10 protein-coding genes are annotated in these 12,888 nt (G+C 67.7%); 3 read left to right on the plus strand and 7 right to left on the minus strand.

Annotation, left to right across the window (positions count from 1 at the left end; translation table 11 throughout):
• The first annotated feature begins 90 nt into the window (after positions 1-90).
• From ACH413_RS22170 to ACH413_RS22180, 3 genes are read left to right on the plus strand one after another with little or no spacing between them, the layout of a single operon-like run.
• A complete protein-coding gene (locus tag ACH413_RS22170) occupies positions 91-1,401 on the plus strand; it encodes a cytochrome P450 (protein WP_360037511.1) in 1,311 nt (436 codons plus the stop codon).
• An 18-nt stretch (positions 1,402-1,419) separates the two neighbouring features.
• Positions 1,420-2,409: an alpha/beta hydrolase gene (locus ACH413_RS22175; RefSeq protein WP_360037514.1), complete on the plus strand. Its 990-nt coding sequence runs from the start codon at positions 1,420-1,422 to the stop codon at positions 2,407-2,409.
• Between the two features lie 13 nt (positions 2,410-2,422).
• Positions 2,423-2,746 carry an MGMT family protein gene (locus ACH413_RS22180; protein ID WP_360037517.1) on the plus strand — a complete coding sequence of 108 codons (324 nt, stop codon included), beginning with the start codon at positions 2,423-2,425 and terminating at the stop codon, positions 2,744-2,746.
• 789 nt (positions 2,747-3,535) lie between these two features.
• Here ACH413_RS22180 and ACH413_RS22185 read toward each other — a convergent pair.
• The 7 genes from ACH413_RS22185 to ACH413_RS22215 form a co-directional block, all read right to left on the minus strand.
• Positions 3,536-4,177: a CbiX/SirB N-terminal domain-containing protein gene (locus ACH413_RS22185; protein WP_360037520.1), complete on the minus strand. Its 642-nt coding sequence runs from the start codon at positions 4,175-4,177 to the stop codon at positions 3,536-3,538.
• A complete protein-coding gene (locus ACH413_RS22190; protein ID WP_360037524.1) occupies positions 4,174-5,265 on the minus strand; it encodes a uroporphyrinogen-III synthase in 1,092 nt (363 codons plus the stop codon). The genes ACH413_RS22185 and ACH413_RS22190 overlap by 4 nt, the downstream gene beginning before the upstream one ends.
• The gene (nirD, locus tag ACH413_RS22195) at positions 5,262-5,573 is read right to left on the minus strand and encodes a nitrite reductase small subunit NirD (RefSeq protein ID WP_360037527.1); all 312 of its coding nucleotides are present in this window, start codon (positions 5,571-5,573) and stop codon (positions 5,262-5,264) included. The genes ACH413_RS22190 and nirD overlap by 4 nt, the downstream gene beginning before the upstream one ends.
• Entirely contained in the window at positions 5,570-8,038 is a 2,469-nt protein-coding gene (nirB, locus tag ACH413_RS22200; protein WP_360037529.1) for a nitrite reductase large subunit NirB, read from the minus strand. Before nirB ends, nirD begins: the two co-directional genes overlap by 4 nt.
• A gap of 112 nt (positions 8,039-8,150) precedes the next feature.
• Positions 8,151-9,455, minus strand: a complete 1,305-nt coding sequence (locus ACH413_RS22205; RefSeq protein ID WP_360037532.1) for an MFS transporter — start codon at positions 9,453-9,455, stop codon at positions 8,151-8,153.
• A 97-nt stretch (positions 9,456-9,552) separates the two neighbouring features.
• The gene (locus ACH413_RS22210) at positions 9,553-10,968 is read right to left on the minus strand and encodes an FAD-dependent oxidoreductase (protein ID WP_360037535.1); all 1,416 of its coding nucleotides are present in this window, start codon (positions 10,966-10,968) and stop codon (positions 9,553-9,555) included.
• Positions 10,965-12,884 carry a molybdopterin oxidoreductase family protein gene (locus ACH413_RS22215; RefSeq protein ID WP_360038189.1) on the minus strand — a complete coding sequence of 640 codons (1,920 nt, stop codon included), beginning with the start codon at positions 12,882-12,884 and terminating at the stop codon, positions 10,965-10,967. The genes ACH413_RS22210 and ACH413_RS22215 overlap by 4 nt, the downstream gene beginning before the upstream one ends.
• Between the last annotated feature and the right edge of the window lie 4 nt (positions 12,885-12,888).

Raw genomic sequence — 12,888 nt, forward strand, 5'->3', positions numbered from 1 at the left:
GGGGAACCACCCGTTCAGGCACTGTCGTCTTACCCCAAACGGCTCCTAGGGTGGTCCGTCCCCATTCGGCCCAACTCCTCAGGAGTCCGAATGCCCGTCCCGGTGGCTCCCCGCCGCTGGCCGTTGCTCGGGCACACCCCGTCCATGCTCGCCCACCGCGCCAAGTTCACCGACGCGTTGCACGAACACGGCGACGTGGTGCGTCTCGACCTCGGCCCACTGCACGCGCACTTCGTCACGAGTCCTTCGCTGACTCACGAAGTGCTTGTGTCGCAAGGATCGAAGTTCCGCAAGGGCGCCATGTTCGACAAGTTCCAGCCGTATCTCGGGACAGGCCTGCTGCTGTCGAACGGCGAGTACCACCTGCGCCAGCGCCGGATGATGCAGCCGGCCTTCCACCGGGAACGGATTGAAGCGTATGCCTCGACGATGGCTCGTGCTGCTGCTTCGCTGGCTGCGCGTTGGCAACCAGGCGAGATCCGCACGATCGAGAACGACATGCAGGAGCTCGCGGTCACGATCGTCGGCGAGACGCTCTTCTCGACGGAGATCGGCAAACGAGCGGTCGCGGAGGTCCGCCGGTCCATCTTCACGGTCATCCAGCAGGGGATGATCCGCGCGCTGTCCCCCACGTTCGTCGAGAAACTCCCGCTGCCGGGCAACAGGGAGTTCGACGCGGCCATCGCCCGCATGAAAGCCGTTGTGCTGCAGGTGATCGAGAGCTGGCGCGCGGACGGCACCGACAACGGCGACGTCCTCTCCATGCTGCTGCTGGCAGAAGAAGACGGCACCCGCATGACCGACCAGCAAACGTACGACGAGGTCCTGACCCTGCTGACGGCAGGCATCGAGACCACAGCGATCGCGCTGGCCTGGGCTTTGTACGAGGTCGGCAACGACCAGGAGATCGAACGCCGCCTGCACGCCGAGGTCGACGAGGTCGTGGGCGACCGCCCGGTGACCTACGCCGACGTCAAATCTCTCCACCACACAGCCCAGATCGTGCAGGAAACGCTGCGCAAGTACCCGATCTGGTTCGTGATGCGCCGAACGCTGACCGAAGTCCAGCTGGGCGACGCGTCGTTACCCGCGGGCGCCGAGGTGATCGTCAGCCCCCACGCGCTGCACCACGACGAGCGCTACTTCCCTTCCCCGGAACGCTTCTGGCCCGACCGCTGGACCCCGGAGTTCACCGCCTCCTTGCCGCGCGGCGCGTTCATCCCGTTCGGCGGCGGCAACCGCCAGTGCCTCGGCAACACCTTCGCCCAGACCGAGATCGTCATCACCCTCGCGACCATCGCGCAACGCTGGCGCCTGGTCCCGACCCGTCCGGCGCGCGTGAAGTTCACCTCCGCGCCGTACCCCAGCGGCCTGCTCATGAAGGCCGTCCCCCGCAACTAGCCGGAAGGTAGTTCTCCCATGCGTTTCCGCAGGCTCACCGCCGCGGCTCTGCTGGCCACCGGAACCTTGTTAGCCCCGCTCCAAGCCCACGCCGCCACGTCCTGCCAGGACGTCGCCTACCCCGTGCGAATCGGCCTCACCCCACTGGTGACCTCGCAGGAGACCATGGCGGGCAGACTCTGCGTCCCGGCGGGCGCCACCACCGTGCAAGTCCTGATCCCAGGCGGCACCTACGACCGCACCTACTGGGACGTCGGCTTCGAACCGTCGACCCACTCGTTCACGCGATCGCAGAACAGCGCGGGCTTCGCCACCCTCGCCCTGGACCGAATCGGCACCGGCAAGAGCTCCAAGCCCCTCAGCGCCTTCGTGACCGCGTCCACCCAGGCCAGCGCCGTCCACCAGGTCATCGACACCCTGAAACCCCGCTTCACCAAGGTGATCGTCGCGGGCCACTCCATCGGCTCGGCGATGGCGATGATCGAAGCAGGCACCAACCGCGACGTGGACGGCGTCCTGGTCACCGGCTTCACGCACAAGATGAACTACATAACCGTCGTCCCGGTACTGGCCAACATGATCCCGGCGGGCCTGGACCTCGGCTACCTCACGACGATGCCCGACACCCGCTACAACTCGTTCCACAAACCGGGCCCGCTGATCCCGGGCTCGATCTCGTTCGACGAGGCCACCAAGGACGTCTTCGCCGCAACCGAAGCCGTGGACACGATCCTGCTCAACACGGTCATCATCCCGATCTCCCGCAGGATCAACGTCCCAGTCATGATCGTCGTCGGCAACGACACCCACTTCTGCAGCGCGGGCGTCCCCCTGATGGGCAGCGACTGCTCCTCCCCAGCCGCCCTGAAGGCAGACGAGGCCCCGTTCTTCCCAGCAGTCCCCCGCCTCGACACCTACGTCCTCAACGGCTACGGCCACTCCATCAACTACGCCCCGAACGCCCCGGACTACCACGCCGCCGTCGCCAACTGGTCCAAGGGCATCTAGCTAGAATCGAAAGATGGACGAAGAGATCCACGAGCGAGTCCGCGAGTTCATCAAGGCAATCCCACGCGGACGAGTCGCCACGTACGGCGACATCGCAGATCTCGCAAAGGCGCCGTCGCCACGGCTGGTGGGCCGAATCCTCAACGAGGACGGCCACGACCTGCCGTGGCAACGCGTGCTCAAGGCAGACGGCACCTGCGCCCCGCACCTCCGCGACACGCAACTCCAAATGCTGCACGAGGAGGGCGTCCCGAACCTCGACGGCAAGGTGAACCTGCGGGAGTACCGCTGGGAGGACGCCCGCAAGGAGGAGCCCGAGGTACCGGGCCTCTGGTAGCGCTGCCGCTCGGGGCAAGGCAGGGCTGAAAGGATCGAGTCGAGGCCAGCGGAGCCGAGGCGGAACAGGCAGGCGCGGGGACAGGGCAAGGCCAACGCGAGGCAGGGCAGAACCGAGTCGGGTCGAAGCGAGGCGGGGTCGGCGTAAGGCAACCACCCGCGCCCCGAGGGAACCACCCTCGCAAGGCGACGGCCCGCACGGCAGGCGACCCCTCCGCTGGAACGCGACACACCAACGCACCCCGCCCCGCGCGGTGCCACCCGCACTCGCCAACGCAGGGCAACCACGTACGAAGGCCCGGCGCGCGGTGCCACCCGCACTCGCCAACGCAGGGCAACCACGTACGAAGGCCCGGCGCGCGGTGCCACCAGGAAGCCAGCAACGCAAAGCAACCACGTACGAAGCCGGGCGTGGCGATGCGAAGCGAGCCGTCTGAACCTAGACCGCCGGGTAGCGGTGCACCCCGCTCACGGCGATTGGGGCTTGACCTTGAGGGGGCGGGATGCTCCCCTCTCGGGCACGGCCGGGCGCTTTTCAGCCCGGCCTTTTCCGGCCGTCCAAGCATCCCGCCAGAGGCTCAAGGTCAAGCCCCAATCGCAACCCCGCTCTTCGTCACGACCTGCGCAAGCACCCTCGCAAGGCGACCTCTCGCACGGGAACGCGACCAACCCCGCTGGAACAGCAACGGCCCGCACGCAACCCGCACCGCAACCCGACGGACCAGCGAAACTCAACCCCTGTCAAACCACCCAATGGAACAGTTCCATTGAGGTCGTTGACCATCCGCCCTCATGCTGTTCGCAGCAAAACCGCCCGAGCCTCGCAGTACTTGCGCAACAAAGCATCGACCACAAGAGGATGCGCCCCGACCGGTTCGGACACCACATCCGCACCGCACTCGGCGAGCGACCCGTGGAATGCCCCAGGTGCCAAGAGCCACGAGGCAACGGCCACGCGGCGCCCCCGCAGCCCGGCAACGACGTCGGGCACGCGGGGCGTCGCGGTCGCCACGTACCCAACGGCAGAAGCCCCGATCAACGCAGCCGCGGCACGCACAGTCGCCAACGCCCGCGCATCAGACGATCCCGCCGCGGCGAGCACAACTGCATCGCCGCGGCGGACACCTGCCTCCCGCAACCGATCGCGCACAGCCGGCACCGCGTCCAACCCAAGAGGCGACGTCAACACCACCCCAGCACGTCGCCCGATCTGCGCGGGAATGTCCACCCGAACGTGATACCCAGCCGCCAAAAACACCGGCACCACAACGCAAGGCCCGTCCACGACTGACCGAACGTCCGGCTGCACCACGTCCGCGTAAGCAACCTCCACCGGAACGTCCACACAGGAACGGACGAGATCCGCGATCTCCGAACACACCGCAATCCCACGAGGATCACGCGTCCCATGAAACGCCAGCACAAGTTTCACGCGGGCTCCATCGCAAGCCGATAACCACGCTTCACCACAGTGCACACCATCTGCGGCGACCCCAAAGCAGTACGCAACCGCCCGATCGCAGTCTCCACAGCATGCTCCTCCCCACCAGAAGGCAATGCAGCCAACAAATCCTGGCGAGAAACCACCCGCCCACGAGCAGCGACCAACGTCCGCAACACAGCCATAGGAGCCGGAGCAACCGGACGAAGCTCCCCGTCGATCACCACAGCCTGCGCCCGCATCTCCATGTCCAGAGAAGCGATCCGCAACCGCAACGCCCGAGAAGGCAACTCCAATGCCAACTCCCGAACCATCGACCCGATCCGAGACCGAGCAGGCTGCACCACAGGAATCCCAGCGGCAACCAACGGCCCAGCAGTGATCGCCCCAACCCCAACAACAAGAACATCCCGCCGCAAACAAGAAACCAAGGCACCAAAATCAGGAGCCGTCCGCAACACAGAAGAAGCCGCAGGCGCCGAGGTGAACGTCAAAGCATCCACCTGCCCAGCGACCACAGCCTCGATCAACCGCTGCAACGGCCCCAAATCGGCCGGCGGCTCCCACCGATAAACAGGAATCTCGACAACCTCAGCCCCAGCAGCAGCAAGGGTGTTCACAAAATCCGGCAACGGCTCACCGTGCAACTGAACGGCAACCCGCTTCCCGGACACCCCCATCCGCAACAGGTACTGCAAAAGCTCAGCATTCGACTCGGACGAAGGCGACCAGGCCTCAACCAGCCCAGCCGCCCGAACCGCCCCCTTGGCCTTGGGCCCACGAGGCAACACCACAGCGCCTTCCAACGCACGGTGCAGCCGCCCAGCCAGCCCCCACCCCTCAGCGGCCTCGAACCACCCACGAAAGCCAATGGCCGTAGTGGCGACGACGACATCGACAGGCGACGCCACCAGCTCCAACGTCGCAGCGTGCAAAGTGGCGTCGTCAGGCAACGGAACAATCCGCAAAGCCGCACCGTGCAACACCGAAGCACCCTTGCGCTCCAGCATGGCGATGAGCTCATCGGCACGCCGAGCGGCCGTGACCCCGATGGTGAAGCCCGCCAACGGCCCCGTCATGTCAGCTCCACAACCCCGTCGCGCACCCGGACACCGTGCACCGCAACGGAAACGGAAGGCTGATCCAGGCACTTGCCGGTGGCCAGCTCGAACGCCTGCTTGTACACGGGCGACACGACGACGGGAACACCGCCCCGATCGCCCACGATGCCGCGCGACAACACCGCGGCGCCGCTGAACGGATCGATGTTGTCCAGGGCGTGCAGAGCACCGTCCGCGGTCAGGAACACCGCCACCTGCGAGCCGTCCGGCAGGAGCGCCGCGACGCCCTGCTCCGGCCGCAACACGTCGAAATCACAGACGATCACCTGACGACCTCCGGAATGCCGAGTTGGACGGGAACGCGCTGACCACGCTCGGAACGGAACTCGATCGTGGGATCAGGAGTGCCGGGCGCGTTGACGAACGACGTGAAGCGAGCGAGCTTCTCCGGGTCCTCGAGTACCCCGCGCCACTCGTCGGCGTAGTCGGAGACGTGCTCCGTCATCGCCGCTTCCAGCTCCTCGCAGATGCCGAGCTTGTCGTCGACGACGACCTCGCGCAGGTGGTCGAGCCCGCCGTCGAGCCCCTCCAGCCACACCGAGGTGCGCTGCAACCGGTCCGCCGTCCGGATGTAGAACATCAGGAACCGGTCGATGATCCGAATCAGCTCCTCTGTGTCCACATCGGACACCAGCAGATCCGCGTGCCGGGGCGTGAAGCCACCGTTGCCGCCGACGTAGAGGTTCCAGCCGTTCTCGGTGGCGATCACACCGAAGTCCTTGCTGCGGGCTTCGGCGCACTCACGGGCGCACCCGGAGACGGCCGACTTGAGCTTGTGCGGCGACCGGAGGCCCCGGTAGCGCAGCTCCAGCTCGATTGCGAGCCCGACCGAGTCCTGAACACCGTAGCGGCACCAGGTCGTGCCGACGCAGGACTTCACCGTGCGCAACGCCTTGCCGTACGCGTGCCCGGACTCGAAACCCGCGTCCACCAACCGGCGCCAGATCAACGGCAACTGGTCCACAGTCGCGCCGAACAGGTCGATCCGCTGGCCACCGGTGATCTTCGTGTAGAGCCCGTAGTCGCGAGCCACCTCACCGATGACGATCAGCTTCTCGGGCGTGACCTCGCCGCCGGGGATGCGCGGCACGACCGAGTACGTGCCGTTGCGCTGCAGGTTCGCCAGGAACTTGTCATTGGTGTCCTGCAAAGAGACCTGAGCCTCGCCGAGGATGTGCCCGTTGTTCAGCGACGCCAGGATCGACGCCACCGCCGGCTTGCAGATGTCGCAGCCACGGCCGCTGCCGTGCTTGGCGACCAGATCGCTGAAGGTGGTGATCCGGGTGGCACGGACGATCTCGAACAGCTCCGCCCGCGAGTGCGTGAAGTGCTCGCACAACGCCTTGGACTGCTCGACACCACACTCGGTCAGCAGCTTCTTGAGCATCGGCACGCACGAGCCACAACCCGTGCCTGCCTTGGTGCACGCCTTGAGCTCCGCGACATCGCAGGCGACGCCGGACTGAATCGCGTCGGTGATCGTCTGCTTGGTCACCGCGTGACAGGAGCAGACCTGCGCGTCAGCAGGCATTTCCACGTCCACGGCCCCGCCCGGCTGCAACAGCGAAGCCGGAACTTCCTTGCCCACCAACGGCCGCAACGACAAGTACGACGACGCGTCACCTACGAGCACGCCACCCAGCAAGATACGAGCGTCATCCGACACCACGAGCTTGCTGTAGGTCCCGGCAACGGCGTTGTTCACCACGACTTCCAGCGCACCTTCAGTGGCAGCGTGCGCGTCGCCGAACGACGCCACGTCCACCCCGAGCAGCTTCAGCTTCGTGGACACGTCAGCGCCGGGGAACACCCGTGCGCCACCGGAGATCTGGTCCGCGACGACCTCGGCCATCGAATACCCCGGAGCAACGAGCCCATAGGTGACGCCCTCGACCGCGGCGCACTCCCCGATCGCGAACACGTGCGGGTCAGAGGTCCGGCAGGCCGCGTCGACCAGGTACCCGCCACGCGGCCCCAGCTCCAGCCCCAGATCGAGGTCGGTGCGCGGCCGGATGCCCGCGCTGAACACCACCACGTCCAGGTCGAGCTCGAGCCCGGAAGCCAGCCGGGCGATCAACCGCGTCCCGTCGCGTTCGATCGAGGAGGCGGACGTCCCGGTGTGCACGGTCAGGTCGAGCTTCTCGACCAGCCGCTTCAGCAGCCCGGCGCCCCCGTCGTCCACCTGGATCGGCATCAGCCGCGGCGCCAGCTCCACGACGTGCGGCGACACCCCCATGCCGCGCAACGCGTTGGCCGCCTCCAGTCCGAGCAGACCGCCACCGAGCACCATGCCGGAACGCCGTCCTGGCCGGGCAGCGGCCTCCACCGTCGCCCGGATCTCGTCCAGGTCGTCGATGGTCCGGTAGACGTGGCAACCCGGCAGGTCACGACCGGGCACCGGCGGCACGAACGGCACCGAACCCGTGGCCAGCACCAGAGCGTCGTACGAGACCTCGACACCCGAGGCACCCACCACGACGCGGCGGGCACGGTCCACGGACACGGCCTTCTCACCGAGGCGAAGCTCGCAGCCGGTCAGCGCCGGCAGTTCCAGGTCCGCGGAGCTCCAGGTGTCCACATAGGACGACAGGGCGACGCGGTCGTAGGCGGGACGGGACTCCTCGCCGAACACGACGATCCGCCAGGACGAATCACGGAGGATCTCGACGAGCCGGTGGCCTACCATGCCGTTGCCGATCACGACCAGGGTCTGGGTAGTCGACGCAGTCATCGGGCATCCCTCCTTCCGCCCGGTATGCTCACCGGGCGGCGTGTCATCCCAAGGTCCGCAACATTTCGCGGTTGTTAAAGGAAACTCTCTTCGCAGTTCAGAGCGTTGTGCGTCACACGCCGGCGTAGGCGAGCGAAGGGCGTGCCGCGAACACGTTGCGCCGCAGGTAGAACCACCACGTGGTGCCGACGCAGAGCCCGTAGAAGACCAGGAAGGCGGTCAGCGCGGGCGTCAGGCTCTTCGAAGCCCCTTCGAGCGAGAACTTGAAGACGAGGTTCACCAGCACCCCACCGGCCGCGCCGATCGCCCCCGCGATGCCGACGACGGCGGCGGCCTGCCGCTTGGCCGACTTGTCGCAGTCCGACTGGGTGCGGAAGATCGCCGGGATCATCCGGTAGGTCGAGCCGTTGCCCACTCCGGCCAGCACGAACAGCGCGATGAACGAACCGAAGAACAGCGCGAAGTTCTGCAGGTCGACGCTGAGGATCACACCGACCGTGCCCACCCCGAGCCCGACGAACGTCCCGAGCGTCACCTTCGCGCCGCCGATCCGGTCCGCGAGCCAGCCACCGAGCGGCCGGGCCACCGAGCCGATCAACGCGCCGAGGAACGCGAGCGCCACCCAGCCCTTGTAGTCCACGAAACTGATCTTGATCAGCGACGGGAACGCGAACGAGAACCCGATGAACGACCCGAAGGTCCCGATGTAGAGGAACGACATCACCCAGGTGTGCGGGTTCGACAGGGCGAGCTTGTACGACTGCCCGTCCGGCTTGGCCTGGGTGAGGCTGTCCATGAAGAACCACGCGCACGCCGTGGCCAGCACGATGAACGGCATCCAGATCAGCGCCGCGTAGGCGAGGTGGATCCCGGTACCGATGGTGATCACGATCGGCACGATGAGCTGCGTGATCGCGACACCGAGGTTGCCACCGGCCGCGTTCAGGCCGAGCGCCAGGCCCTTCTTGCCCTCGGGGTAGAAGAACGAGATGTTCGCCATCGACGACGAGAAGTTGCCGCCACCGAGCCCCATCGCGGCCGAGGTGAGCAGGAAGAACCAGTAGGGAGTGCCCGGCGTCGACACCGCGTAGGCGAGCATCGCGCACGGGATCAGCAGCAACCCGGCGCTGATGGTCGTCCACACCCGGCCGCCGAAGCGCGGCACCGCGAACGTGTACGGCACCCGCAGCGCGGCACCGACCAGGTTCGGCACGATCAGCAGCCAGAACTGCTGGCCGACGCTGAAGGTGAAGCCGACGGAGCCGAGGCTCACGACGACGATGCTCATCAGCACCCAGACGCTGAAACCGAGGTTCTCCGCGAGAATGGAGAACGCGAGGTTCTTGCGGGCGATCCGCTTCCCCTTGCTCTCCCAGAACTCGGGCTTCTCCGGCTCCCAGTGGTCGATCCAGCTCATTGAAGTCCTCCGCGGGGTCGGCGTTGCCGGGAAACCTAGGAACCGCTCATTACCAGGGGGTTCTGGCCGATGACGGCGACGGCAACTCCACCGCACATCACGCCGAGGCGGGCTGTGAGGCCCCGAGCCAGTCGATCAACCCGCACACCGCGTCCTTGCACCCACCGCAGCCGGTCGTCGCGCGAGTGGCCTCCGCGAGCTGCGGCAACGACTCCGCGCCCGCCCGCCAGGCCGACACGATCTGTCCTTTGGAGACGGTGTTGCACCGGCAGATCACCGCGCTGGACGGCAGATCGGCCGGCGACGCGGCCTCGGACGGCAACGCCCTGCCCAGCAACAACGCCAGGCGATCGGTCGGCGCGGGGATGCCGCGGTCGTAGAGCTGCGTGATCGTGGCGGCGGCGTCCGGTGCGCCGAGCACGATCGCGCCCGTTACCCGGTCGTCGCGCAGCACGAGCTTCGCGTACCGGCCGCGCGAGGGTTCCTGGAAGCACAGCACTTCGGAGTCCGGGCAATCGACGTCGGTGTGCACTTCGCCCAATGCTGCCAGGTCGACGTCGCGCGCTTTCAACCGCGTGACAACGGAAGTCCCCCGGTAGCGAGCGGCGGGATTCACGCCGGTCAGCCGGTCCGCCAGCACGGCAGCCTGGTCCCACGCGGGTTGCACCAGCCCCGACACCGTGCCGGGGTGCTGGGCGCAGTCCCCGATCGCGTGGATCCGCGGGTCGCTGGTGCGCAACGCGTCGTCCACGACGATGCCGCGATCGACGGTCAGTCCGGCCTTCACCGCCAACGACGTCTCGGCGCGCACCCCCGCCGAGACCACGACAAGTTCGGCGGGAACGTGCGTGCCGTCGTCGAGGATCAGGCCGTCGCCGGGGAGGTACTTGGCGGCCATCGCGTTCAGCCGGAACTCGATGCCGAGCTTGCCGAGCGTGCGCGCGAGAACGCTGCCGGCACCGGGGTCGAGCTGGCGTTCCATCAGATGGCCGACGGGATGCACGACGGTGACCAGGCAACCACGTCCGGCCAGGCCACGAGCGGCCTCGATGCCGAGCAGGCCGCCGCCGAGCACCGCGACGGGAGCGCCCTTGTGTGCCTTGGCCTCGATCTCGGCGCAGTCGTCGAGGGTGCGGAAGGCGACGACACCGGGAGCGAGCCTGCCGTCCTCCACCAAACCCTCGGCGGGCGGCACCCAGGGCACGCTGCCGGTGGCGATGACCAGTGAGTCGTAAGGAATTCCGTCGACCGTCCGGCCGGCGCGGTCGATCTCGCGGACCTGGGTCCCCAGCCGCAGGTCGATGTCGTGCTCCGCGGCCCACCTGTCGTCGTGCAGCCGCGTCGACTGCGGCGTCATCGAGCCCGCCACGACGGTCGACAGCAGCACCCGGTTGTACGCGGCGTGCGGTTCCGCACCCACGACCGTGATGGAGATCTCGGGGTCCCGCCGGCGCAACTCGTCCGCCAGCCGCGCCCCTGCCATGCCGTACCCGACGATCACCACTCGCCTCATGCCGGCTCCAATCGCACAGCGCAGACCTTGAACTCGGGCATCCGGCTCGTGGGATCGAGCGCGGGGTTGGTGAGCAGGTTCGCCCGGCCGTCACCGGGAAAGTGGAACGGCAGGAACACCGCGTCGGCACGCATGCTCGGCACGCACCGGACGACCGCCGTCACCGTTCCCCGCCGGGACACGACGTGCGCGGACTCGCCAGCGGCAAGCCCCGCCCGCGATGCCGTGTCGGGGTGCACTTCCACGTACATCTCGGGAACGGCCTTCACCAGTTCTCCGATCAGCCGCGTCTGCGCGCCTGACTGGTAGTGCTGCAACACCCGTCCGGTGGTGGCCTGCAACGGGAACTCCGCGTCCGGCGGCTCGGCGGGGCCGCGGTGGTCGACGGGGATGAACCGCGCCATGCCGTCAGGATGCGCGAACTCGTCGAGGAAAAGCCTTGGCGTACCAGGATGATCCACCGACGGCACCGGCCAGTGCAGCTGCTCGGACTCCAGCCGCTCGTAGGTGATGCCGGAGTAGTCGGACAGACCGCCGGCGGACGCCCGTCGCAGTTCTTCGAAGACCTCGACGGGCGCGACGGGGAACTTCGAACCGACGCCGAGCCGTGAAGCCAGTCCGTGCAACAACTCCAGGTCGCTGCGGACGCCGGGAGGCGGGTCGAGTGCCTTGCGGCGCCTGATGATCCGGCCTTCGAGGTTGGTCATCGTGCCGTCCTCCTCGGCCCACTGCGTCACCGGGAACACGACGTCGGCCATCGCGGCGGTCTCCGACATCACGAAGTCCGCCACCACCAACAGGTCCAGCGCCTTGAAGCGATCGACAACACCGGACGCGCGCGGCGCCGACACCACCGGGTTGCTGCCGAACACCAGCATCGCCCTGATGTCGTCCGCGACCAGCAGTTCGTACGCGCTGCGTCCAGGACCGGGCAGCCACGACACGTCCCAGACATCCATGATGTGCTGCCGTGCGACGGGATCGTCGATCTTGCGGTAACCGGGCAGCTGGTCGGCCTTCTGCCCGTGCTCGCGCCCGCCCTGGCCGTTGCCCTGCCCGGTCAGGCAGCCGTACCCGGAGCCGGCCCGGCCGGGAAGTCCCAGCGCCAGCGCCAGGTTGATCCACGCCGAGACGGTGTCGGTGCCGGACGCGTGCTGCTCGGTGCCGCGCCCGGTCAGCACGTACGACCGCCCGGCCAGCATGTGCACGGCGGCGCGTTGGTCAGCGGCCGAAACACCCGTCACGCGTTCGACGCGCTCGGGCCACCACCCCGCCGCCACCCGCCAGGCCTCGTCGAAACCCGAGGTCCTGGAGGTGATGTACTCCTTGTCGATCACGCCCTCGATGACCGCTGTGTGCAGCAAACCCAGTGCCAGCGCCAAATCCGTGCCCGGCGCGGGCTGCAGGTGCAACGTCGCTCGCTCCGCGGTCGGCGTGCGGCGCGGGTCGATGACGATCAGCCGCGCGCCCTCCAGGTGCCGCAGGAACGGCGGCATGGTCTCGGCCGGGTTCGAGCCCGCCAGCAACACCGTGTCCGCGCCGCGCAGATCGGTCATGGGGAACGGCAGGCCGCGGTCCAGCCCGAACGCCCTGTTGCCCGCGGCGGCGGCCGACGACATGCAGAACCGGCCGTTGTAGTCGATCTGCGAGGTCTTCAACGCGACGCGCGCGAACTTCCCGAGCGCGTACGCCTTCTCGTTCGTCAGCCCGCCGCCACCGAACACGGCGACCTCGTCGGGTTCGTAGCCGGAGATCCGCGCCGCGACGAAGTCCAGCGCCTCGTCCCAGGACACCGGCTGACCGTGCAGAAGAGGCGTGGTGAGCCGGCCGGGATGGCGCAGCAGTTCCCCCGCCGTCCAGCCCTTCTGGCACAGCCCACCGGGACCAGGTGCCACCTGGCCGTCGATGACGCTCATGGAG

Origin of the sequence: Lentzea sp. NPDC020367 (assembly GCF_044387305.1) — a bacterium.
In the GTDB taxonomy this organism is placed as follows: Bacteria; Actinomycetota; Actinomycetes; order Mycobacteriales; family Pseudonocardiaceae; genus Lentzea.

Excerpts from the sequence above, each read along its gene's own strand:
- ACH413_RS22215 (WP_360038189.1), bottom strand. The coding sequence starts at position 12,884 with ATGAGCGTCATCGACGGCCAGGTGGCACCTGGTCCCGGTGGGCTGTGC.
- ACH413_RS22205 (WP_360037532.1), bottom strand. The coding sequence starts at position 9,455 with ATGAGCTGGATCGACCACTGGGAGCCGGAGAAGCCCGAGTTCTGGGAG.
- nirB (WP_360037529.1), bottom strand. The coding sequence starts at position 8,038 with ATGACTGCGTCGACTACCCAGACCCTGGTCGTGATCGGCAACGGCATG.
- ACH413_RS22210 (WP_360037535.1), bottom strand. The coding sequence starts at position 10,968 with ATGAGGCGAGTGGTGATCGTCGGGTACGGCATGGCAGGGGCGCGGCTG.
- ACH413_RS22190 (WP_360037524.1), bottom strand. The coding sequence starts at position 5,265 with ATGACGGGGCCGTTGGCGGGCTTCACCATCGGGGTCACGGCCGCTCGG.
- ACH413_RS22170 (WP_360037511.1), top strand. The coding sequence starts at position 91 with ATGCCCGTCCCGGTGGCTCCCCGCCGCTGGCCGTTGCTCGGGCACACC.
- ACH413_RS22175 (WP_360037514.1), top strand. The coding sequence starts at position 1,420 with ATGCGTTTCCGCAGGCTCACCGCCGCGGCTCTGCTGGCCACCGGAACC.
- ACH413_RS22180 (WP_360037517.1), top strand. The coding sequence starts at position 2,423 with ATGGACGAAGAGATCCACGAGCGAGTCCGCGAGTTCATCAAGGCAATC.